15 protein-coding genes are annotated in these 24,890 nt (G+C 46.7%); 3 read left to right on the forward strand and 12 right to left on the reverse strand.

Annotation, left to right across the window (positions count from 1 at the left end):
• Nucleotides 1–672: 672 nt before the first annotated feature.
• Entirely contained in the window at nucleotides 673–2,994 is a 2,322-nt protein-coding gene (locus tag I5M27_RS13350; RefSeq protein WP_200506815.1) for a TonB-dependent receptor, read from the forward strand.
• Complete coding sequence (locus tag I5M27_RS13355; protein ID WP_200506816.1) at nucleotides 2,994–3,812, forward strand: DUF4249 domain-containing protein; 819 nt, start codon at nucleotides 2,994–2,996, stop codon at nucleotides 3,810–3,812. The genes I5M27_RS13350 and I5M27_RS13355 overlap by 1 nt, the downstream gene beginning before the upstream one ends.
• A gap of 247 nt (nucleotides 3,813–4,059) precedes the next feature.
• On the opposite strand, the gene I5M27_RS13360 is transcribed toward I5M27_RS13355, so the two are convergent.
• The 3 genes from I5M27_RS13360 to I5M27_RS13370 form a co-directional block, all read right to left on the reverse strand.
• Nucleotides 4,060–4,890, reverse strand: coding sequence for a purine-nucleoside phosphorylase (locus I5M27_RS13360; protein ID WP_200506817.1), 831 nt, complete (start codon nucleotides 4,888–4,890; stop codon nucleotides 4,060–4,062).
• 198 nt (nucleotides 4,891–5,088) lie between these two features.
• Nucleotides 5,089–6,852: a signal peptide peptidase SppA gene (sppA, locus tag I5M27_RS13365; RefSeq protein WP_200506818.1), complete on the reverse strand. Its 1,764-nt coding sequence runs from the start codon at nucleotides 6,850–6,852 to the stop codon at nucleotides 5,089–5,091.
• A 329-nt stretch (nucleotides 6,853–7,181) separates the two neighbouring features.
• The gene (locus I5M27_RS13370) at nucleotides 7,182–8,450 is read right to left on the reverse strand and encodes a replication-associated recombination protein A (RefSeq protein ID WP_200506819.1); all 1,269 of its coding nucleotides are present in this window, start codon (nucleotides 8,448–8,450) and stop codon (nucleotides 7,182–7,184) included.
• A gap of 307 nt (nucleotides 8,451–8,757) precedes the next feature.
• Here I5M27_RS13370 and I5M27_RS13375 point away from each other — a divergent pair, with 307 nt between their 5' ends.
• Nucleotides 8,758–9,633: a DMT family transporter gene (locus I5M27_RS13375; RefSeq protein WP_200506820.1), complete on the forward strand. Its 876-nt coding sequence runs from the start codon at nucleotides 8,758–8,760 to the stop codon at nucleotides 9,631–9,633.
• Nucleotides 9,634–10,244: 611 nt separating this feature from the next.
• On the opposite strand, the gene I5M27_RS13380 is transcribed toward I5M27_RS13375, so the two are convergent.
• The 9 genes from I5M27_RS13380 to I5M27_RS13420 form a co-directional block, all read right to left on the reverse strand.
• Nucleotides 10,245–12,479 carry a gliding motility-associated C-terminal domain-containing protein gene (locus I5M27_RS13380; protein ID WP_200506821.1) on the reverse strand — a complete coding sequence of 745 codons (2,235 nt, stop codon included), beginning with the start codon at nucleotides 12,477–12,479 and terminating at the stop codon, nucleotides 10,245–10,247.
• Nucleotides 12,480–12,611: 132 nt separating this feature from the next.
• Nucleotides 12,612–14,084: a gliding motility-associated C-terminal domain-containing protein gene (locus I5M27_RS13385; protein ID WP_200506822.1), complete on the reverse strand. Its 1,473-nt coding sequence runs from the start codon at nucleotides 14,082–14,084 to the stop codon at nucleotides 12,612–12,614.
• Nucleotides 14,074–14,643, reverse strand: coding sequence for an RNA polymerase sigma factor (locus I5M27_RS13390; protein WP_234462531.1), 570 nt, complete (start codon nucleotides 14,641–14,643; stop codon nucleotides 14,074–14,076). The genes I5M27_RS13385 and I5M27_RS13390 overlap by 11 nt, the downstream gene beginning before the upstream one ends.
• A 767-nt stretch (nucleotides 14,644–15,410) precedes the next feature.
• Entirely contained in the window at nucleotides 15,411–17,045 is a 1,635-nt protein-coding gene (locus I5M27_RS13395) for a T9SS type A sorting domain-containing protein (protein ID WP_200506823.1), read from the reverse strand.
• 266 nt (nucleotides 17,046–17,311) lie between these two features.
• The gene (locus I5M27_RS13400) at nucleotides 17,312–18,973 is read right to left on the reverse strand and encodes a T9SS type A sorting domain-containing protein (RefSeq protein WP_200506824.1); all 1,662 of its coding nucleotides are present in this window, start codon (nucleotides 18,971–18,973) and stop codon (nucleotides 17,312–17,314) included.
• A gap of 233 nt (nucleotides 18,974–19,206) precedes the next feature.
• On the reverse strand, nucleotides 19,207–19,437 hold the full coding sequence (locus tag I5M27_RS13405) for a hypothetical protein (protein WP_200506825.1): 231 nt from the start codon (nucleotides 19,435–19,437) through the stop codon (nucleotides 19,207–19,209).
• A 196-nt stretch (nucleotides 19,438–19,633) separates the two neighbouring features.
• Nucleotides 19,634–21,310: a T9SS type A sorting domain-containing protein gene (locus I5M27_RS13410; RefSeq protein ID WP_200506826.1), complete on the reverse strand. Its 1,677-nt coding sequence runs from the start codon at nucleotides 21,308–21,310 to the stop codon at nucleotides 19,634–19,636.
• A 229-nt stretch (nucleotides 21,311–21,539) separates the two neighbouring features.
• Nucleotides 21,540–23,051, reverse strand: coding sequence for a T9SS type A sorting domain-containing protein (locus I5M27_RS13415; RefSeq protein ID WP_200506827.1), 1,512 nt, complete (start codon nucleotides 23,049–23,051; stop codon nucleotides 21,540–21,542).
• A 251-nt stretch (nucleotides 23,052–23,302) separates the two neighbouring features.
• Nucleotides 23,303–24,814 carry a T9SS type A sorting domain-containing protein gene (locus tag I5M27_RS13420; protein WP_200506828.1) on the reverse strand — a complete coding sequence of 504 codons (1,512 nt, stop codon included), beginning with the start codon at nucleotides 24,812–24,814 and terminating at the stop codon, nucleotides 23,303–23,305.
• Nucleotides 24,815–24,890: the final 76 nt, after the last annotated feature.

A 24,890-nucleotide genomic window follows, 5' to 3' on the forward strand; every position in this document is an offset into this window, starting at 1 on the left:
TGCCCTGCCGGGCTGCCTCGTTCCTCGGCACCGGAAGTCTTGGAGGCCGCTCTCACAGAAACTGGTGTCATTTTCCCTCCGTAGTTGGCTTTCTTTTAGTTTAGTTATCTGGATAACTTGATTCTCAGGAGACGCTGCGCTGGCGATAGGCGTGAAATTGATAATCCTGGAAATTCTAAAATTTGCTACGCCTAACTTCGCTTCTGAAAATTCTGATTCAGACAAGAATCTTTTAATCCTTAATTCTAGAAATCCCAATTGGCTTCGCCGGATTACGTTTCAGACAAAAATCCTGGCAATCATATAAATCCTGAAAATCGTGTTCAGACATTCATAGCCGTCTGCTTTAGCTGGCGGTACTACAGGAGAAAAGCTACCTCTCCGGTTTGTAGAAGAGGGCTGGGGTTGTTCGCCATGCTTGCTGAATGGTTTACCACGCATACGGATCTTCTCCCAATTTAAACTGTACCATTTCTGATAACACACAGCTTGCAGAGCCGGACCTAATTGAGTATATTTAAATCTGCAATGTGCAAAAGGAAAAGGGAAAAGTTAAACCAAAAAGCCGGAATCGGAGTTTAAAATAAGCCGGGCTTTCCTACGTTTGCTCTCTGGAAGCGCCGCAGTGCCGGGCCGGATTTTTTTATTAAAAAAGGCGCAAGCCTTTGTTTCATGGTTTTCAAACGCTTACAATTTTATTTCTGCGGCCTTGTTTTGCTGCTTGTCTGGTCTGCCGCGCCGGCCCAAACGCAATATACGGTAAGTGGTACCCTGCGTGATGCCAGCACCCGAGAACCGCTGATCGGGGCTACCGCCATGATCGCTGCTTTAAACAAAGGCGCTACCACCGACCTTCAGGGAAATTACGCTTTTTCGGTTCCGGAGGGCAGCTACACCATTCAGTTTTCTTACTTAGGTTACCAGACTATTTCGCGCGAGATTGCAGTTACTAAAGATCTGGAATTGCAGATAGCGCTGTCTGCTTCTGAAAACCAGTTACAGGAAGTGGTAATCGAAGCCGGAAACCTGAACGAAAAGCTGCGGACCACGCAAATGAGCGTAGAAAACCTGACCACCCGCGAAGCGAAACTGCTGCCGGCCTTATTTGGCGAAGTGGACCTGATAAAGGTGCTGCAGCTGAAACCCGGCGTGCAAAGCGGCGGCGAAGGAACCAGCGGCTTGTACGTGCGCGGCGGGGGCGCAGATCAGAATCTGTTTTTAGTGGATGGCGCTACGGTTTACAACGCTTCGCATTTATTTGGCTTCTTCAGTATTTTTAATCCTGATGCGGTGCACAGCGTGGACCTTTACAAAGGGGGGTTTCCGGCGCAATACGGTGGCCGGCTTTCGAGCGTGGTAGATATAAACATGCGCGAAGGCAACAAGCAGCATTATGTAACGAGCGGCGGCATCGGGCTGATCGCTTCGCGGGTTACCGTAGAGGGCCCGATCCAGAAAAACCGTTCGTCGTTTCTGCTTTCCGGGCGCCGCACGTATTTCGATGTTTTTACCCGCAAATACAATGATATAAACGAGGGCAAAAAAGATTTCGACCCGATCCCGGATTATTATTTCTATGATTTTAACGGCAAAGCCAGCTTCGAGATCGGCGAAAAAGACAAGCTTTTCTTTACCGGCTATTTCGGCAACGATGTGTTTGGGTTCCAGAGCCCTTCGGGTTTCAACTTCGATTTTAAATGGGGGAATAAAGTGGGGGCTTTGCGCTGGAATCACCAGTTTTCGCCGAAATTCTTTACCAATACCACTGTTTCCGTTTCCGATTACCAGTATAATATCACGAACAAAGTTGCCAACCGCAGCTTTAATTTAGGTTCCAGCATTCGCGATTATAGTTTCCGTTCTGATTCCGATCTTTTGCTCGACAGTGCCCATACACTTAAATTCGGCGCTTCGGCAACCCATCATAATTTTGGCGTAGGGCGGTTAAGTGGCGGGACTTCCGATGGAACCGTGGCCTTTAATTCGGAAGTGGCGCATACGGGCACGGAATTCGGCGTTTATATTTCCGACGATTTTAATGTAAACAGCCGGCTGGCTTTGAATTACGGCGTGCGGCTTTCGGGTTTTGCGAAAGATACCAGTGTGTTTTTTGGCCTGGAACCGCGGTTTTCGGCCCGCTACAACCTTACCGAATCGCTGAGTCTGAAAGGCAGTTACACGCGCATGGTGCAGTATGTGCATTTGGTTACCAATTCGGGTGCGAGTTTGCCTACTGATGTGTGGTATCCTTCCAACAACATTGTAAAACCGCAGCTTTCGAACCAGGTGGCCGTGGGCGTAACCAAACTTTTCGGGCAGGGCAGGTTTTTGTTCAGCAACGAAGTTTATTATAAATGGATGAACCGCCAGATCGATTTCCGGGATGGTGCCCAGCTTTTTGTGAACCCGAATCTGGATCAGGAATTTATTTTCGGCAAAGGCTACAGCTATGGCAGCGAATTCTATTTCGAAAAGAAAACCGGCAAAACCACCGGCTGGCTGGGCTATACGCTTTCCTGGACCAACCGTAAATTCCCCGATATTAACCAGGGCAAGATCTTCCCTACCCGTTTCGACCGTCGCCACGACGTTACGTTTGTGGTTTTACACCAGCTCAACAAACGCCTGAACCTGACCGGCAGCTGGGTTTACGGCACGGGCAGTTCGTATTCGGTGCCGCTGGGTAAAACTGTTTTCCAGGATATTGCTTACGCCAATGTGCAATACGTACCGCTTTATCCGCAGGAACGCAATAATTACCGCATGGTGGCTTATCACCGTTTAGACCTGGGGATGGTTTATAAACTGAAACCGAAACGCGGCGAATCGGACCTGACGTTCAGTATTTACAACGTTTATAACCGTAAAAACCCGTATTTTATTTACATCGATGCCATTGAGAACGGCGACGAAACCAAGATCCTGGGCTTCCGGGCAAAACAGGTTTCGTTGTTTCCGGTAATCCCGGCCGTAACCTATAATTTTAAATTCTGATGCTGCGCCTGAACCGACTTTTTACCTTGATTTTGATAGCGTTTTCATCGGCATTTTCGGGCTGCGACATGGATAAGGAAATTGACCTGAACCTGCCCGAATTTGAAAGCCAGATAACCGTAGAATGCTACCTGGAACCCGGCAAACCATACCGCGCCACCATTACCGAAAGCACCAGTTATTTCGGCCGGCCGGAACCCATTTTAGTGCCCGATGCTACCGTAATTATTACGCACAACGGCAAAGCCGACACGCTGCTTTTTAAACCAGGCTATGACTCTGATGTACGCAAAATTTACACGCATTTTTCGGAAACCGTTGTGACTGGAAATCCGGGGGATGCGTATTCGCTGGAAGTTTTTGATTCGCGCGGGCGGCGGGTTACCGGCTTTACCAGGTTTATGCCAACGGTTCCGCTCGATTCGGTTGAATGGAGTATGAACGATGAACGCTCCATATCGTTGCTGGCTAAATTTACGGACAACGGCAGCCAGGAAGATTTTTATCGGTTCACGGTGCACCAGGACAGCCTTTCGGACCAGAAACGAACACACGATTTTTACAGCAACGACCGGCTTTATAATGGACAGAAATATGCCTTTGGCACTTCCTACCGCTTTTCCCCTGACGACACGGTTTTTGTAACCCTGTACCACCTGGAGCCGCAGTATTATGTTTTTTTAAATACGATGGATGATGCGCAGGATGCGAACGGCAACCCGTTTGCGCAGCCAATTGCTTTGAAATCTACCGTACAGGGCGGTATCGGGGTTTTTGCAACGCTTTCTTTTGACCGGAAAAGGGTGATTTTGAAGTAGGTTGTTTTATTCTATTCAGAGTAGAAACGAACAAGCATTTGGCCTTTCGGTATTAACGACTTTTTTGGCTTAAAAACATAGCGTTTTTTTATCAACCCGACTTCATTTCTAATACAATTCCTCGAAGCTAAATCGGAACTGAATGGTTGGAACGTTATCCGTTTTAGGTTAGGTATTTTGCCGGCGCTTCCACCAAACAAAAAGCCCGGAACAAAATATGCTCCGGGCTTTCTGTAATTTTCAATTTCTATTGATTGCTGGTTTTAGGCTGGCGTTCGATGAGGCTTTTGATGAGCAGCGTCATGCGGGGTTCGGCTTTGGCAGCAGCTTCCAGAATATCGAGCAGAATTACCTTTTTGATCTTGCCGGGCACGCACATATCGGTAATTACCGAAACGGCAAAGCAAGGCAAACCCATGTGGCGGGCGGCAATAATTTCCGGAACGGTGCTCATACCCACGGCATCAGCGCCGATCAGACCTAAATAACGGTATTCGGCTTTGGTTTCGAGCATAGGTCCGGGTACGCTTACGTATACGCCAAACTGCAACGCAATTTCTTCTTCCTTGCTGATGATCTTTGCCAGGTGGATGAGTTCTTCGTCGTAGGGTTCGCTCATATCCGGGAAACGCGGCCCGAGTTCATCCAGGTTTTTACCGATGAGCGGGTTGGTTGGCTGCAAATTGATGTGATCGGTAATCACCATCAGATCGGAAGTATTGTATTCCGGGTTCAGGCCACCGGCGGCGTTAGAAACGAATAATTTCTGAATACCCAGCATTTTCATGATGCGCACCGGGTAAGCAACCTGTTCCATGGTATAGCCTTCGTAATAATGAAAACGCCCCTGCATTACAATAACTTTGCGGCCGGCAAGCTCCCCTAAGATCAGTTTCCCCGAATGGCTTTCTACCGTAGAAACCGGGAAAAAGGGAATTTCGTCGTAAGGAATCGTGTCATAAATAACCAGGTCGTTTACCAGGGCGCCAAGGCCGGTACCTAAAATAATACCAAATTCCGGCATAAATTCTCCGGCCCGGTTCTGCAAATAAGCTACTGTTTCAAAGTATTGCTGCATGGTGGTTCTCTTTTTTATGCGAAGGTAAAACCTTGCTCCTAAATTTAAAGGATAATTTATCGGTTTTATAACAAACAAACCTCACAGGTTTCTTACGCCTGTGAGGTTTTATTTTTCAGAAGTAGTTTTTGCAGCTGAAACCCTACCGTTTTATAAGTTGGTTCTGAGTTTTCAGGCTGAAAAAGCTACCGTTTGGGGTTACTGTATTTGCATTTCGAAAGGCAGGCGTGCCTGGATTCCGTTCAGGGTTTTTAGTTTCCGGATCATTTGCAGGTACCGGTAATTTTCGCCAAGTTCGGTTTCGATCATAGAAGCGCGGGCCTGATCCTGGAAACCGGACATTAATTGCTCCATAAAACCTTTCTGAGCCGGTAAACGACGCACGCGGTAATCGCCTTCTTTTAGTTTGGCAGCAGCGGCGGCAAGTTTCACGGCATCGTCCAGGCCGCCAAAAACGTCAACCAAACCGTGTTGCTTGGCTTCTATACCTGACCACACGCGGCCGGAAGCTATTTTCTGCAATTCGGCAACCGGCATGTTTCTACCTTGGGCGGCTTTGGTGGTAAAGTCGGCGTAAATGCGCTCTACTTCGTGCTGAATGGTTTGTTTTTCGTAATCGGTCATGTCGCGGGTTACGGTTGGCACGTCGGAGAATCTACCGGTCTTTACGCGGTCTACGGTTACGCCGATCTTGTTTTTCAGGAAATCTTCGAAGTTCGCCAGCACACCAAAAACGCCGATGCTGCCGGTAATGGTGTTGGGGTGCGCCACAATGGTATCGCAGGCCATGGCCATGTAATAACCGCCGGAAGCTGCCACATCGCCCATGGAAGCAATTATTGGTTTTACTTTTTTGGTGAGCATCACTTCGCGCCACATCACATCGCTGGCCAGGGCACTGCCGCCACCGGAATTAATACGCAGCACCACAGCTTTCACTTTATCGTCTAAACGGGCTTTGCGGATCGCTTCGGCGTATTTAGTGCCACCAATGTTGTCTTCGTCGCCGTCGCCGTCCACAATGTCGCCGGAAGCGTAGATTACCGCAATGCGGTTGCGGCCGCTTTCTTCGTCTTCAGGTTTTACTTTTTCATATTTTTTCAGGCTAATCAGGTTCAGCTCTTTTTTAAGTTCGGTACCGGTTTTCTTTTTCATAAAATCCAGCGCTTCGTCGAAATAACCCAGATTCGTAACCAGGCCATATTTTAAAGCATCGTCGGCGTTGTGCACCAGCATAGAATCGGAAACGGCTTTCATTTTTTCGAACGGAAGCTTGCGGGATTTGGCAATATTCTGGAGCGCAAAGGTATTCAGGGAATTCAGGAAAGCAGTGGTTTGCAAACGGCTCGGTTCGCTCATTTTATCTAAGAAAAAAGGCTCTACGGCACTTTTAAACTCGCCCACTTTAAAGATATACGGCTGAATGTCAAGCTTTTCGAACATGCCTTTAAAGAACACCACTTCCGAGCTTAAACCGTTAAATTCCAGCGTTCCGGCCGGGTTCAGGTAAATTTTATCGGCTACGGAGTTGAGGTAATACGATTTTTCGGAACACAGATCGTTGTAAGCCACAATAAACTTACCCGACTTTTTAAAGTTCAGCAGTTCGTTGCGGATCTCTTCGAGCGTGGCCATTCCGGCCTGCACGCGCGTTACATCCAGGTAAATGCCTTTGATATTGGCATCGGTTTTGGCCTTGCGGATCGCATCTTTAATTTCCTGCAAACCCAGGTCGTTGCGCACCCCTACCATCGGAATACCCAGGTCGGTGAAAGGATCGTTGGTTTTACGTTCGGCAATCGGTTTATCGAGTTTCAGCTCCAGTACCGAATTTTCGTCGATAGAAACTTCTTTATCGGAGCTGGCTACCGATGCAATACCAATGAGCAGGATGAAGCCAATGAAAAAAAATAACAGCAGCCCGACAATGGTTGCTAATACATATTTAAAAAATTGCCACATTTTGTTAAAGATTAATTTTTAATTTTTAATGAATAATGAATCGCGGATTTTACAGATTTAAGGATCTCGCGTAGTTTTACGGGTGTAAAGCAAAGCGTTTTTAATCGCTGCGTTTTAGGATTAAATGATTTCGCTGCGTTTTTTAGCCTGAAAGTATACCGTTTTCGATAAATCAAATTAAATGATTTCGCTGAGTTTTAACATCTGAAAGTATAGCGTTTCGGAGAAATTCAGCAGCATTATTTTCTGCCTTCAGTACTTCGCTTTGCAATTTCAGCCATAAAATTAACGAATAACAATATTAATCATTATTCATTAATCCTTAACCATTAATAGCCGTACTTTTCGCCCCACATGTTACGCAGGTTTTTACGCATTTCGTTTTCGCGCGGGTTGTTTCCGGGGTCAAATAAAACCGTATTTTTCAGGGCATCGGGCAGAAATTCCTGCACCACAAAATTACCGTCGTAATCGTGCGAATACTTATAATTCTGGCCGTAACCTTGCTCTTTCATGAGTTTGGAAGGCGCATTGCGCAAATGCATGGGCACCGGTAAATTTCCCTGTTCACGCACCAGTTTCTGGGCATTGCGAATGGCCATATAAGCTGCATTGCTTTTGGGTGAAGAAGCCAGGTAAATGGTGGTTTGCGAAAGTAAAATATCGCTTTCCGGGTAACCAATTACCGATACGGCCTGGAAACAATCGTTGGCCATGACCATGGCAGTCGGGTTGGCGTTACCAATGTCTTCGGAAGCTAAAATGAGCAAGCGCCGGGCAATGAATTTCACGTCTTCGCCGCCTTCAATCATGCGCGCCAGCCAGTAAACGGCCGCATTGGGATCGGAGCCGCGAATGGATTTGATAAAAGCCGAAATAATATCGTAATGCATTTCGCCGCTTTTATCGTAGAGCACCACGTTCTGCTGCGCGATCTGTTTCACCCATTCGTCGGTAATAACTACTTCTTCCGAATTGGTACCTTCTACTACAATCTCAAGTAAATTGAGCAGTTTCCGCGCATCGCCGCCCGAAATATTGAGCAACGCTTCGTATTCCTGCACGGTTACTTTCTTCTTTTTCAGGTACACATCGTTCGCCAGCGCATTTTCTACCAGCGCGATGAGTTCTTCTTTAGTTAAATGCTTCAGCACGTAAACCTGCGAACGCGATAACAAAGCCGAGATCACCTCGAACGAAGGGTTCTCGGTGGTGGCACCAATCAAGGTTACAATGCCTTTTTCCACCGCGTTCAGCAAGGCATCCTGCTGCGATTTGCTGAAGCGGTGAATCTCGTCGATAAACAGAATGGTTCCAGGGCGGCTTTTGGCTTTTTCAATAACTTCCCGGATATCTTTTACGCCGGCATTTATTGCACTGATAGCCGTAAAAGGCAATTTCAATTGCGAGGCGATGATATTGGCGAGCGTCGTTTTTCCCACGCCCGGCGGCCCCCAGAGAATAATGCTCGGGATCATGCCCGACTGGATATAGCGGCGCAAAACGCCGTTTTCGCCCACCAAATGCTGTTGCCCGGCAAACTGATCCAGGTTGTGCGGGCGCATGCGTTCGGCCAATGGTATTTTAGGTTGGTTCATGCTGAAAGGATGGTTAATGAACTCACGATTAAGGTTAATTGCATCATGAGCCAATAAAATGGTAGTGCTTATACGCAGGATACAAATATCGGAATATTTGGAATGATTGAATTAGAGAATGTTGGAATTGAGGAAATATGAGAATTTAAAAATCAGAGATGCGGTAAAGTTTTGCTGTTTTACTCTACAGGTTAAAACCCGTAGAGCAGTAGCGTTTCCATATTCCTGCATGCAATCATTTCCCTATTCATTCAATCTCTAATTCCATCATTAAAAACCTATCTTTGCGGCCTTTCTTTAGCAGTACATGAATCAGCAATTAAAAGTACACCTGGCGCTTTTCAGCGTGGCGCTTATTTACGCGGCCAATTACAGCATTGCCAAAACCGTAATGCCGGAATTTGTAAAGCCTTTCGGGTTGATCGTGATAAGAGTAGTATCGGCGGCAATATTTTTCGGTTTCTTATCGCGCTTTGTGGTGAAGGAAAAAATTACCGGCCGCGCCGATAATATCCGGTCGGTTTTGTGTGGAATTACAGGCATTGCGGTAAACCAGCTGTTCTTTTTCGGTGGCCTGAACCTCACCTCTCCTATTCACGCTTCGCTCATCATGGTTATTACGCCGGTAATTGTGTTGCTGATGTCTGCGATTTTGCTCAGAACACCAATTCGCTGGCTGAGTTCGCTGGGTATTTTTGTGGCTGGTGCCGGTGCCATGCTGCTCATTTCCGGCAGCGGGAAAGAAGCCGGCGGCAGCAGCGTGATCGGCGACATTTACATTCTTTTGAATGCGGTTTCTTATGGTATTTACCTGGTTTTGGTAGCCCCGCTCATGCAGAAGTACAAAGCTATAACTATAGTAAGCCGCATATTTTTCGTAGGCGCAATTATTGTAATACCATTTGGTTACGACCAGGTTTTAGCCGCCGACTGGCAGCATTTACCCGCGCAGGTTTGGCTGGCTATTGTGTTTATGGTGGTAGCGGTAACGTTTCTTACGTATCTGTTTAATGCCTGGGCCTTGCGATTTGCTACCCCAAGTTTGCTGGGCGTGTACATTTACCTGCAACCGGTTCTGGCTATTCTTATTGCTGTTTTTCTGGGCCAGGATGTTTTCACGCTGGAAAAAGGGCTGTATGCTTTACTGATCTTTATCGGGGTATTCCTGGTGAGCAGAAAGTGAAAAAACCGCACGTTAAAAATGCTGAACCTGACAAATGTTGCGCTACCTGCTACAACGTTTCAGGTTTAAAGGTTGAATAATAAACGGAAAATAAAGTGCTGGCTTTTTATTCAGCGGAAAGCTGACGTTTCTTTAGCCCGGACGTTTCTTTAGCCCGGTAGTAATTTCCATTTCCAGAAGCTTCGTTTCAACCGCCAGACTACCAGAAGTTATTTCATAAATTTTAATATCAACGTAGCGTAGGATTTAAACCTTACGCTACGGTTATATTAAAAAGCAATAAGCTAACCGGAGCCCGCGCCCGACTCTTTAATAGAAAGCTTCTAAAAATCGAAAAACGCTATACTTTTCCGGCTAAAAACTCATACTGCCCGCTTCACCTTTTAAGGCGGAAAAGAATATAATTCACGCCGATCTATCGAATAACTATAAGCTCTCTGCTTTTAAGATCAACTCCTAAAACGCTATGGTTTAAGCCTTAAAAAGTAATAACCGGTGTGTATCAAAATAGTTTTTTGATTGCAAAACCTTGACGTCTTGCAATCAACCGGAAACAAAAAAAAGCCCCGGCATAATGCCGGGGCTTTTTACTTGATGGTTATTTCTTAAAGTTAGTCGCGAACAATCTCGAACCAGCCTTTGTAAGATTTACCGCCGTTTGGCTCTTGCATGATGTAGTAGTAAGTACCATCGCTCACACCTTCGCCACCGAAGCTGTTATCGTAGCTGCTGTATTCTTTGATCAGCACACCCCAACGGCTGAAGATTTTCAGGGAAGTGTTTGGCTGAATGCCTACGTATTCGAATACATCGTTCAGCTTATCGCCGTTCGGAGTAATTACGTTAGGTAAGAAGAACGGACCAACAATTACGTCTACTGATTTAGTTGCCTTACACTGACCGTCTGCTGATTTAACAGTTAAGGTATATTTGGTAGTTTTCAGCGGAGATGCGATCGGGTTCATTACAGTAGAATCTGATAAATCTCTGCCAGGTGACCAGCTGTATGTGAAACCAGTATCAACTTTTGAAAGGTTTACATTGATCTGAGCAGAACGGCCGTAAACGATGTGTTGTTTATTTTCCTTGTTAGGTCCGTAAGCAACTTTAATATCGTTGATAACCGGAATTGGATTCACTTTAACCAGGATCGAGTCATAATCGAAGCAACCGTTCAGAGAAGCATTTCTAACAGTAACTCTGTACCAGGTATCCTGAGTAGGCGTTACTACAATGTTTTTCTTTTTCTGATCGGCAGGATTTAAGCCTGGCGCTGCTTCCCACTGGTATCTGTAACTAGCCGTATCACCCAGGATTGAATCCGGACGCATTAAGTTAGCTGTAATTGGCAGTGATTCGCCTAAGCAGATGGTTTGTACGGTATCCAGAATATCTACGCGGTTATTAGAGATAACTTCGATCTTGATAACTTCGTTGGAAACCCCTTTCAGCGGGCAAGAGTTGTCTTCTAAACGAACCGGGATCAGGAATACTCTACCGATATCGCTTGGAAGCGGCGTAATGTTGATCACCGCTCTGGTTTTAGAAGTACCGTTATCGAATACCTGGAAGCTACCGTTAGGCAGTGTAGAACCGGCACCTGGGTTGAAGAATACGGTTACGCTATCATTTGCATTCTGATCTTTGAAATCTACAGTAATGCGCGTAGAAGTACAAGTCTGAACCTTATAAACTGTATCACCGATAACTGTACCGAAAATTGGAGGAACCGGACGAGGGTCTGTTACTGGAGGAGTGTTGCCACCGCAGTCTTCAATAATGAACATGATATCGCGACGGATGTAACCAACGTTTACCATAACGCCGTTGATTTTGCGCCACTCTTTGATCTTAACCACTACCGCGTATTTGTTTTTACCTAAGTTAGAAGCAGTGTTAGGATAATATTCAGACGGACGGAAGGCGATTTCACCTGTTTGTGGATCGAGGAAGAAATATGGTTGGGCAAATACAACCTGCTGACCCTGAGTCCAGGTTACGTTGTAAGATGAAAGCGGATATGTAGGTGAATAATTAGTAGTAACACCACCACCGAAGATCGCGATCTGAGGATTTGAACCTGGCTGGCCTGGAGGAATAGTGTTAAAAGGAGGTTGCGGAGCAGGGTTGATAATTGTTCCATTTGGACCGCTGCCAATTGGGTTATAAGTAGCTGGCAGAGTTGCGCTTTCCATAGATGAATCTAACTCATAAGATACTGAGTCACCGTCAAATTCAAGGGCGTTCATACTGTATCTAACTTCCTGGTTGTAGCAAACGAACGGAATTGGAATGTTCAGGTTGTTGAACTCAGGAGAGCTGTTGTTGTGTACGATATTGGTTGGGGTTGCACCAGGCAGGTTCGGAGTGAATAATTTCACATAAGCCTCCAGGTAAAGTGTACCCTGACCGTTTAAGTTAGCAGTAGAAGGACGGCAGCATTCGCTCCAGCTGAAGATCCAATCGGCGCACTGCGCTTCTGTTGCAGAGAAAGTAACGGTTGCTTTAAAAACTACTTCCTGGTAGTTAACCAATTGGTTGGAAGCACAGGTCTTCGGAATGCTTGGGCAATAAGGGTCACCAATTCTGGTTGCCCCGATCTTGGTCATAGGAATATTACGGCCCGGGTTACAGCCCGTAGATTTCGCATTAAGCGAAGCCGACGAAGGCGGGGTAACACCAGAACAGTCGCTGTACAGCTTCATTGTTACAACGAAAGTGTTTGGCGCGATACAGGCATACGTCATATCTCCACCTTGCATGTGGGTAGCGTAGCTCTTTTGGGAGGAGAATGCGAGCAACACGGCGGTTACCAGCAAACTGCTTAATCGTAGGAGTTTTTTCATTGTGTAGTAATTGTTGAAGTTGTGAAATTATTAATTTTTTAAATTATATAAAACAGTTTTTAAAATTTATTGAAAATAATTTAATAAGGATAATTATCTGATTATCAATTATTTGCAACAATTTCTATTAAATCAGCGCAGAATCTCTACCCAACCTTTGTAGGTTTTATTTTCGCGGGGGGTAGTTATTATATAAAAGTAAGTTCCGGATGCCAGTTTTGGCGCGTTCCATCTATTATCGTATTTTTTCTGTGCGTAAACCATTTTACCGTCGCGGTCAAAAACTTCGAGGTTATAAGGGCCTTCTTCCGGCAGCTGCACTTCAAAATAATCGTTCAGGCCATCGTTGTTTGGCGTAAAGATATTCGGAATAGCTTTTGCCGTTGCCAGCATATCGCCGGGAGCTACTTCTACTTTCAGGCTGTCGGTGAACACGCAGCCGGTTGGAGCGGTTACCAATACCCGGTAAGTGGTAGTTTGAACTGGGGCAGTTACCAGGCGGCCGGTTTCATTTTCAGCTACGAGCTTATTACCGGTAACCCATTGGTAGGTAGAACCGCGCGGTGCGCCTTTTACTTCGAGCGTAGATTCCTGGCCTTTGCTAATGCGGGTAAGTCCGTTGAAAGAAGCCGTGAAAGCCGGGCTAACCTGAACGGCAAACTGGTAAGCCCGCGGCGTGGCATTGGCACAACCTGCATCGGCCACCCAAACGGTAAAGTTATAAGGCTGTTGACGAGCCATATCCGGAGCCGGCTGCCATTGCAGCTCAGTGGTGTTGGTTTCAGCATTGGTTACGAGCTGGGCACCCGGAAGCACCTGGGCTACGTTGCTGGTAAGGTTTACTTTTTCCGCTTCGTTGGTTTTAATAAAGATCCGGGCTTGTAGCATCTGGCAGCTCGAAAGTGCAATGCGGCTGCCCTGCAAGGTATCTTTTCCAATTAAAACGGTAGCAATTTCAGGTTTAAAAGTCTGGTTGCAAGGCAGGCCCAATGCAACCGGCTGACCGGCTGACATGCCCTGATTACCCATATTGGAACCTGGCCGGTTAGCGGCAACTGCAGGCCAGGCCCAATTGGTAGTTGCTGTGCGGTTCGCTTGTGCAGCATTTCTTACAGCAGTTTTCTTGTTAGTAGTTACAGCTGCAGGTTTTACTACGGCTACTTTATCTGTACCATACTCGGCAGTTACTGCCGGAAGCGTATTTAATACCGGGGTGGTTTGATTTTGATCGATTTCAGCTGCCTTATTTTCAGCAGCATTTACTCCAGAAACTTCGGTGCGGGTATTATCAGGAGCAATTTCAGCTTCCGTTTGCGGCATTTGCGCAGCAGCTACCGCTTTTTCTTCCAGACCGATAGCGTCTTTCATCACCTCAGGTTTAACCAGAAGCGCTACATTTAAGGCGGTAACCAGAATAGCCGAGGCCACAACACCCAGCTTAGCCAGGCCGGCGCTGGCAGAAGTGGCGGCGGCCGCGTTTGGCTGGGCAGCGTTCAGGTTGTGCAGGCGGTCTTCCAGCTTGTCCCAGTCGGCCGGGTTGTATTCCGGTTCCGGCTGGTTATCGAAGGCTTGCTGTATAAACCGGTCGAAGTCTTTATCTTGCATAACTGGTGCGGTTTTCTCTATCTGAAAGCGTGATCATTTTCTGTAATTTCATGCGGGCCTTAAACAAATTCGATTTAGAGGCTCCTTCGGTGATCTGCAGTTTTTCGGCTATTTCCGGATGGGAATATCCTTCTATCACGTGCAGGTTAAAAACCAGGCGGTAAGAAGGCGAAAGCAACTGCACCATAGCCAGAATTTCTTCTGCCGAAATGGTATCTAAAACATCTTCAAAACCCATTTCGCTTTCGGCGTAAACCAGGTCGAGGCTGTGGTAGTGCTTGCTGTTTTTCCGGTAATGGTCTATGGCCGTATGCACCATGATCTTGCGCAGCCAGCCCCGGAAGGCTTTGTCTTGCTGGTAAGTCTGTAAATTGGTGAATACTTTCATAAATCCGTCGTTCAGAATTTCAGCAGCTTCCTCACGGCTATCGGCGTAACGCAGGCAGATGGCCATCGAAAAACCATAGTACTGTTTGTAGAGCATTTTCTGGCTTTTCAGATCGCCGCGAATGCATCCATCAATCAGGTCTTTCTCGTAAAGGTCTACTGCGGTGCTCAACAGAATGGGGTTTTAAGCTGTTTCTAAATATAGGTCGGATAAAGTTTTGCAACCGTTGCCTGCCTTCTAAAAAAAAGTTTATTTTTTTTTCAACCCTGTTCAGCATCCGGTTCTCTTTACCGGGAAGCATAATTATAAACAGGTCGGAATGAAAGCGTTAAGGGTTGCCTGGGGCTTCAGACTTTTTTTAAATTTAAGAAAAAAAAAGCACAATTACCCGTTTCCGGGGCCTGGTGCGACCGGGCAAAAAAAAATCCCGCCGTAACAGCGGGATTTTTCCAGGAATATATGCAAATCATTACTACTCAATTTCAGGAAAACAGTTGGCGGCACCAGATAAATCTGCTTTAAAATAGCTTTGTGCGCTTTGCCAATGTTTAACGATACAATTTTACGGCGGCTATTGCCCGAAAAAAAGGAAACTATGCCATGCAACGTAACAATTGTTTTACCACCTTTTCAGGAATATTTTCAGAACCACAATTCAATTTCACAAAATATAAAAACGGCAAAAACCTCAAAAACAACCGTTTTTAGTCTGAAGCTGTCTTAATTTACTTCAATTTATGCGCTAATAATTTTCCGGAATTATAATTAAAACGCAACATACTGCTTACACTATATTCAACAAAAAGCGCGTTCTGAAATTGAATCTGAAGCTCTAAAACCGGTGGAAACTGAAAGGCCCAGCGGTGATTTTATAAACAGCAAAAAAAAAGTCCGGGCTTAACCCGGACTTTTTGAGGCAAAAAGGATAGCGTTTTTGCTTATTGCAGTTTGGTAAACTTCAGGGTTTGTACAGTTTTGCCCGCGGCAACCAGCCTGGCAACATAAATACCGGAAGCATGTTTACCTGCGTTCTGCCACTGCACATGCTGTTCGCCGGTAGTAGTTTTAGAAATGCTGATCTGATCTACCTGCTGGCCTAGTACGTTACAGATCACAATTTTTTCGGCTTTGGCAGGCAGGTTGAACTTAAAGCTTACCTGGTTGGTGAACGGGTTGGGATAAGCCAGGAAACTGGTATTGGCGGCAATTGTTTCGTTGGTAGCGGTTACGCCGCCGGTATTGCTTACGCGCACGCCAAAGGTTTGCACCTGAGCTCCTCTTACCGGGCAGGCATTATCGCGCACGGTAACCCGGAAATAGTAGATCTGGTTGCTTACATCGTTGGCCGTCGGGATCCAGACCAGGGTTCCGGTTGGGCGGTTGCCCGGCGAAACGGAGAAATTGGCGCCTGGCAATATCTGGGCCGCATCGCTGGTCATTTCCAGCACATCATTGGCGTTGTTATCGTCGGCGGCCATCACAAAGTTAAGCGGGGTGCCCGGCCGAAGCGTGATGATATCGTTTGGTGTGATTTGCTGGCCATTGGCTAGCGGATTAGCTACACGTGGGTTTTGGTTCGGACCGCAATCCATAACGGTAATGAACATATCACGGCGGATGCTGCCGATCTTAACAGCCTGGCCGTTGATCCGGCGATATTCATCTACTTGTACAACCGTTACATATTTATTCAGTCCCTGGTTAGATGGCGAATTCGGGAAATAGGCCGTTGGCGTAAAGGAAAGACTGCCGTTCTGGCTGTTCAGATCGAAATAAGGAATCGCAACCGGGGTGGCCTGGGTCCAGTCTACATTAAAGGAATGCATGGGAAAAGTGGCCGTAAATGTGCCGGCTGGTGCCATGGCGGTTTTGGTAGAATTTGTATCCGGATCGTTTATCAGGATTGAAGCGTAATTATTGTACGGCACCGAGGTAGTTGGATTATCGAGCGGGGTGGTAAAGCTGTAAACCAGGGAATCTTCGTCTATATCGGTGGCATAGGCGCTCAGCGTTATAGGTTGGTAAGCATTTACGTAAGGTACTACCAGCGAGCCGAATTCCGGCGAATTATTATAGATCGGGTTCGTTGGCGAGCCTAAATTCAAATAGGCTTCGGTATACATGGTACCCTGCCCCTGTAAGTTAGCTGTAGAAGGGCGGCAGCATTCGTTCCAGCTCAGAATCCAGTCCGGGCATTGCTTTTCAGCCGGCGAAAACGTTACCGTAGTGGTAAAAGTGGTTTCTTCGTAATTAGCATAAAGAGAATTGGCAGAGCAAGTTGCCTGGATCTGCGGACAATACGGACTGCCTATTACTCCCACCCCTACTTTCGTCATCGTTACATTTCTTCCGGCATTACAGCCCTGCGATTTTATGTTCAAACTTGCTGTTGTAGGCGCAGCAATCCCGGAACAATCGCGGTACATCTTTAATTTCACAAGGTACACACCCGGGGCGGCACAGGTGTAATTCATTTCGGTGCCCTGAACGTGGGTAGCTTCAACATTCTGCGTAATGCCGGCAAACATCAAGGCCAGGGTTCCGGCCATCAGGTTTCGTAATTTTTTCTTCATTGGTCGTTTTTTTTAAGTGAGGAATATTTGAAAATTAAAGAATCACAACAAGCTTTGAAAGCATTCTACTAAAATTGTTCTTATATTTATTTTTCAGGCAGACACCGAATTGTGGTTCCGGGTTGCCCGAGCGTGCCAGAATATATTTTAAACCCAAAACCCGGAATGAGAGCTTCATCCCGGGCTTCGGATAATTCGGCAATAAATAAACAGGATCAGTTATCAGGCCATGAGTTTTTCAGGCTGAAACCCTAGCGTTTTACTTATTACAGTTTGGTAAACTTCAGAGTTTGCACGGTTTTATCGGCGGAAACCAGTTTGGCAACATAAATACCGGCGGCGTGTTTTCCGGCGTTTTCCCACTGCAGGTGCTGTTCGCCTGATGCGGTTTTAGAAATTTCGATCTGATCTACCTGACGGCCTAAAACGTTGTAGATGATAATGCTTTCGGCTTTTACCTGCTGGTTGAATTTAAAGCTTATTTTATCGGTGAACGGGTTTGGATAAGCGGTAAAATTGGCGTTAGCAGCGAAAGCCTTTTTAATGCCGGTTACATTTCCGTTCTGCCGCACCCGGACGCCGATGGTTCTTTCGTGGTAGCCGCGCATCGGGCTGACATTGTCTTTCAGCACCACATTGAAATAATACGGCTGGTCGCGTACATCGCTGGCAGTTGCCGTCCAGGTAACAGAGCCAGCCGGCAGATTTAAACCATTTTGCGAAAACACCGCTCCCGGCAAAATGCTGCTTACGTTCGAAGTCATCAGGACCGTACTGGTAGAATCCTGATCGGTGGCGGTTAGTTTCAGGTTCATGGTAACGCCCGGCCGAAGCTCAATCAGATCGCCTTCGGCAATAGCGGTTGCATTCATTTCTACCTGGCTCAGATATGGGTTAGCGTTGCCTGCACCATCTATTACATCGATATACGTTTCGCGGCGCACCGAACCGATTTTGGTAGGTACTCCGTTTATTTTCCGGTATTCATCTACCTGAATGGTGAGCACGTAGCGGTTCTGGCCCATTTGAGAAGGCGGCCCGGAAGTGGTAATATAATATGCCGGTTGGAAAGCAATATTACCGGTATGGGGATTCAGCTCGAAAAATGGTTGGGCATTGACCACTTGTTGCCCGACCACCCAGTCTACAATTATAGAGAACAACGGAAACGATGGAGAATAATTCGTACCTAGTGCCGGCATAACAGCAATTTGCGGATTATTAATAGTATCGAAAGGTGGCTGCGGATTTGGATTTATGAAATGCCCTGCACCATTACCTGGAAGAGGCCCATACGTCAATGGCTGGTTGGCGGAGGTTAAAGGCGCTACCGAACTGTATACCAGCGAATCGCCGTCGGCATCCTGGGCTAGCGCGCTTACCAGTATTTTCTGATTATAGCCAGCTGGTGGGGCATTGAAATTAATGGTATCGAACTGCGGTGAGCTGTTTACCAGGTTAGGCAGCAATTTTAAATGCGCTTCGGTGTAAATAGAACTGGTGCTGGCGTTGTTGAGATTGGCAATATCGGTCCGGCAGCAGGTGCTCCAGCTCAGGACCCAATCGGTGCAGCTTTGTTCGGCTGCCGCAAAAGTGAGGGTTCCGGTGTAGGTGCCCAGGGAGAGAATTCCCTCGTAACCGGCATTACAACCACCTAAAGCCGCCGGCCCTTTCACCGATCTTATTTGCTGGCTTGCCAGGTTCAGGGTAATATTGCGGCCGGTATTGCAACCCGGCGCGGCAACCGTTATTCCCATGCTGGTCGGGAAAGCTGTGCTGTTGCATTCACGGTAAAGTTTAAAGGTTACTTCGTAGGTGTTGGGCGCAAGCGCTTTGTAAGTAAGCTCGGTGCCGGCAAAGTGCGTGGCATAGGTACTAAATTTAATGCCAGCCAGGAAAAGTAAAAGCAAGAGTAGTTCTTTTTTCATGATTGTAGTGATTGAGGATTACAACAGCCCGGACTTTTGAAGCGCTTCTGGGGTTGGGCCTTTCTAATAACAGGTCGTAAATAAGCGCCCAAAGGGTTGCCTTGTTAGCAAAATATTTCTCCGGAAATATCAGGCTTTACTTTTTCCGGCTGAAAGCATAGCGTTTCTGAAACTACCTAAGAACATAAGGAAGAGATGCGGAATAATGCACAGGAGTTTGGGGAGTTAAAAGGCTAGCGTTCGGCGCTGCAGATCAGGTTATTTACCGGGCTTAAACTGCTTTTCGGTTTTTCTTTGCTGGCCGGTTCATCAGCCGAAAAGATTTCTCCGGTTGCTTGTATTTCCTGCGGGTCACAAAATTTACCGGAGGCAGTGAGCAAAAGAGTGCGGCGGGCGGCGGTTTCATTTGCTGCAATAGAAAAACCCGTTAACAGCCAAAGCAGCAGATAGCAAAATCGTTTCATCTTGTCGGGTTTTAAAAGTTTAGGTAATAAACAGCTCGTATTTTCTACCAGGTTGCTTACATAAACAAGACACCTGAAAACTCCAAACCGTTGCCCGGGCCGGCAGGCATTTCTCTCTTAAGAAGCATAAAAAAACCCTTCCTGAATTTCTTGAGGAAGGGTTAGAGTTTTCAGGCCTGAAACCCTAGCGTTTTGCTTACTGCACTTTCGTAAATTTCAGGGTTTGGAGGGTTTTACCTTCCGAAATCAGTTTGGCAACGTACAAGCCGGCGGCGTGCTTGCCGGAGGTTTCCCATTTAATTTCCTGAGTGCCGGAAGCGGTTTTAGAGATCGTGATCTGATCTACCTGCTGGCCTAATAAATTGAAGATCATGATGCTTTCGGCTTTGGCCTGCTGGTTGAATTTAAAGCTTATTTTATCAGTGAACGGGTTTGGATAAGCAGTAAAATTGGCGTTAAAGATCAGGGCATCTGTGGTACCGGTTACGCCCCCGGTGTGGCTTACCCGAACGGCAAACGTTTCGGTGTGTACGCCGCGCAGCGGGTTAGCATTATCGCGGAGCTGCACCTGGAAATAGTACGGCTGGTCACGCACATCTGCGGCGGTTGGCGTCCAGGAAATGGTGCCGGTTGACGCATTGCCGGTTGTGTTTGTAAGGGTGGCGCCGGTTAAAATAGCCGAAACGTTGGAGGTTATGCTTACGGCATCCGCAGCATTTCCATCGGAAGCGGCAATCTGCAGGTTAAGCGGGGTTCCGGGACGCAACTGAATTTCGGTGCCACTGGCAATGGGTTGGTTATTAGCCATACGGGCAGTTACCTGCGGATTCTGATTGGCTCCGCCATCCATTACCTGGATCAGGGTTTCGCGGCGGACGGAGCCTACTTTCACAATTACATTATTGATCTTCCGGAATTCTTCAACCTTGACAGAAACCAGGTACCGGTTTTCCCAATAAGCGGCGCTGTCGTAGTAAACGGAAGTATTGAACTTAAGCGCTCCGTCGGCAGCTTCTAAATAAAAGTAAGGCGCCGCAAATACAACCTGTTGCCCGGGAGTCCAGGTCACATGATAAGAATCCATGGGGTAAGTTGCTGAATAATTAGTAATGCCACCGGCAAAAATAGCGACCTGCGGATTAGAACCAGGATTACCAGGCGGTAAATTGTTGAAAGGAGGCAGTGGATTATAGTTTATCATAAAACCACCAAGGCCACTATGACCAATGGTATCATAAGTGATCATGGTATTATGGCCTTCCAGCGGGGTTACCAGGGTATAAACCAGAGAGTCGCCGTCAAGGTCCCGGGCAGACATGCTCAGTTGGTGATCCTGGTATTTGTTTACGAAGAGTACCGGCGCATTGATAGAATCGAATTCCGGGGAGCTGTTTACCAAACCGGCTTGCAGTTTCAGTTCCGCTTCAGTATAAAGCACGGTTACCGTTGGATTGAGGGCATTCCTGGCTGGCGTGCGGCTTGCGTTGGTTACGCTTAGCCGCCAATCGGAACAGCTGAATTCGGCGCTGGAAAAAGTTACTTTGCCGCTGTAGGTTACCACTTCATATACCGAAAAAGCAGCAAAAGAAGCGCAGTTTACAGTGGTTGCGGGTCCGTAAGGATTAACAAGTTTGCGGGAATCCTGATACAAAACCACAGTTCTGCCGCTGTTGCAGCCAGGTGCTTTCAATTCCAGATCCATGGTTGCCGGAATTGGGGCGCCCGTACAATCGCGGTAATGTTTGTAGGTAACCTGATAAGAATCGGTTCCGGTTTGCAGGTAAGCTATTTCACCGCCCAGATCGTGGCTGGCCACGGAAACCAGGCTGGTACCCAAAAAGAAAAAAGCAAGCAATGGTATTAATTTCTTCATAAGTAGTAGTTAAAGAGGCAGAATGTGGTTGAAGAAAACGGCTTTGCAACAGAAGCGCTTCAGGAAGATAACAGGCCGTTTAATAATAGGTCGTATGTTAAGAGCAAAGAGTTGCCTTGCTCTTAACAGTTATTTCATTTTTTCTCTAACCGTTGCAAAAAGTATGAAGCCCGCTCTTTTTACAGCAGCGGGCTTCATACTTTTTTACCTTAAAACGATACCGTTTTGCTTATTGCACTTTCGTGAATTTCAGGGTTTGCGTGGTCTTGCCGGCTACTTCCAACCGGGCTAAATAAACGCCGGAAGAAAATTTATGCGCATTTTCCCAGGTAATCTGCTGCGTTTCTGAAGATGTACTTTTCAGTGGAATGCGATCTATTTCCTGGCCTAAAATATTGCAGATCACGAGGGTTTGTACTTTATCTTTCGAGCTGAACCGGAAATGAACCGCAGTAGAGAACGGGTTAGGAAATGCAGTGAATTCGGGATCGAAGGTAGCTGCGTTTTGTATTCCTGAAGGACCTGCCACTACTTTAATACCGTAGATCTGCGTAACCGTGCCGCGAACCGGACAGGCATTATCTTTTACCATTACCGGGAAATATACGATCTTATTGCTGGCAACCGGCGGCGCCTGCCACCTGATGGTGCCGGTAGGTCTTTTGCCACCGCTGGAAGTAAAGCTAAAGCCGGAAAGGGCCGGACCGGGCATCAGGGCCGTGAGGCTATCGGCGGCGTTTGCATCGTCGGGGGCAAATTTAAAGATCAGGGAACTGCCGGCCGGCACCTGAATGATGCTGTTTGGCGCAACCGCCTTGCCATTGGCTGTAACCTTACTGATCTCCGGGTTTACATTTGGCGCATTGTTAACCATGTATACCGGCAAATTGCGTTGCGCAGTACTTACTTTGGTCATTACGCCGTTAATCTTCTCATAAGCCGTTGCCTGAATTACCACTGCATAAGCATTATGCTCGGGATTAGCAGAGGGCACAAATACGTTCGGAATAAAAGAAAGCAGGCCTGTATTGGGGTTCAGTTTTAAGCCCGTAGCGGTCGGAACTGGATTGTTGTAGGATAAACCCGGCGCGTAAACCAGCGGCGTATTATAATTCTCGAGGGCGGGCACCAGGGAGTATGCCAGCGAATCGGGCCCATAATTTTTTCTTTCTTCAGTAAAGTTGCTGATCGTGGCCGGTGCATTTACCGTTACAAACATATCTGAAGGCGCTACAAAACCAGGCGAACTGTTGTTTCCGGAATAGGCTGCGGTATTAATGTAAGCTTCTACATATAAACAGGATTTTATGGCGTCGGGAAGATTGGCAAATCCGGAACGGTCGCAGTTTCTTACGCTGAGTAACCAGTCTTTACATTGCAGCTGCGCAGGCGTAAAAGAAAACGTAGCACTATACACCGACATGCGCAGATTAATTAAAGCATTGCTGGTGCAGTGGTTCCCGGCAGATTCACAGTAAGGGTTCAGGCTCTGGCTGACAATGGTCTGATGTTCGGAAGTAAACGTTGTGCCAGTATTGCAGCCCGGCGATTTTAAATTGAACTGAATGCTGGCCGGCGGAATGGTGGAACGGCAATCATAAAAAACTTTATAGGTAGCCAGGAAAATATTGGGCGCTAAACCTGTATATTCTATCTCCCCTCCTATTAAATGGGTGGCCTGGCTGTTTTTTGTGCCGAAAAGTGCCAGAAAAAGCGAAAAAACAGCGGTTAATTTTTTCATAACTCAGAAAGGATAAAACCCGGGTGTATTGCTCTCAGAAAGTTCTAATATTTCAGGCAAAATTCCAAAAATATCTGGGCATAAACTAGATACGAACCAGACACTGAAAACAGCCGGACCGTTGCCTGCTGTTTCAGGTACTTTCCAATAAAATCCGGGGCAATTTGGCTGGTTTTATCTTTTGCGCCTGCCAGAATAATACCGGTAAGCGTTTTCAGGGCTAAAATCCTAGCGTTTTAATTACCACTTCCCTACAGCTTCGTGAATTTCAACGTCCGGATGGTTTTATCGGCGGAAATAAGTTTGGCAACGTAGGTTCCGGCGGCGTATTTACCGGCATTCTGCCAATGGATATTTTGTTCGCCGGAAAGGACTTTTGGAATTAAAATTTCGTCTATTTGCTGACCCAGCAGGTTGCAGATCATAATCCTTTCCGCTTGGGCTGTCAGATTGCAGGTAAAACTTACGGCCTCGGTAAACGGGTTAGGATACGCCTGAAAACCTGCATCAAAACGGGCATCATTTTGCAACCCGAGCGGGCTAGCCAGTAATTTCACGCCATAAACCCGGGTGGTTACGCCTCTTGCCGGGCAGGCATTATCCATAACCATAACCGGGAAATAGAATATCTGATCGGTAGCAATTGGGGCGGTATTAAACGTTAAGGTACCAGTAGGCCGGTTTCCGGTAACTATTGCAGTGTTGGTATTAGCAGGGAAACCGGGAAATTGCGGATCAGGCAAAACAAGGGTTACAACATCGCCCGCGTTTGCATCGGCGGTACTGAACTGGAAATTTAATACATTTCCCGACCGGATTGAAACAAGTTCGTTGGGCTGCACAGGTTGTCCGTTGGCGCTAACGTTAAGCAATTCCGGATTGAGGTTAGCCGGGTTGTTCACAATAAAAATGGGCAGATTCCGCTGCGATGCACTTACTTTCCGGGAAATGCCGTTTATTTTCCGGTAGGCTGCGGCTTCCACCACCACAGTATAAGCATTGGGGATTGTAGCGTTGCTATGATACACATTCGGCGTAAAAGTCATGATACCGGTATTCGGATGCAGCGTTACACCAGAACTTGTTGGCAAAGGCTGGCTAAAGGAAGTATTGGCAGTATAATTCAGAAAAACATTCTGGTCATTCTTTGCCGGCTTTAAGCTGTATACTATAGAATCTGGCTGGGAATTACTCAGTATGGCCTGATTATTATAGGTAGCCGGCGCATTGAGGTTAAAAATTAAGGAAGCCGGGGGTACAAACGCGGGCGAATTTGCCTGTAAACTGCCCGTGAACGCCGTTAACGTTGCTTCCACATAAAGGCAGGCATTCTGGGAAGGCTCAATATTGGCCACCACGCTTTTCGAACATTCTCTTACGCTTAAAAACCATTCTGCACACTGAAACTGGGGAAGCGAAAGGGCGAAAGTAGCCGTGTAGGTAGCTACCATGGCAAGCTGAGGCGGGTTTGCACCACAATTATTGCTGGTTCCGCCATTTATAAACAGTGATGTATTGGTTTGTAAATTTCCTGTAAGGGGAAAACCCACATTACAACCCGGCGACCGCAAGTTAAAAGTAACATTTGAAGCAGGGGGAATGACACTATTTGCTAAAGCGTAACTTTTATAAACGGCTAAAAAAACCCCGGGCGAAACGGCTTCATACGAAATTTCTGCGCCGATAATGTGGGTTGCCTGGCTGTTGCGCGAGATGAAATTTAAAGTGCATACAAGCAATAAGATAGCAGTAAAATTTTTCATAGGCGCAGGCAAATTACGTTCAGTGCTACAATTGATAACTCCGGGCTCCGGCAGACAAATATAATTCGGAATTAAC

The sequence above is a fragment of the Adhaeribacter terrigena genome, from assembly GCF_016623615.1.
Lineage (GTDB): Bacteria > Bacteroidota > Bacteroidia > Cytophagales > Hymenobacteraceae > Adhaeribacter_A > Adhaeribacter_A terrigena.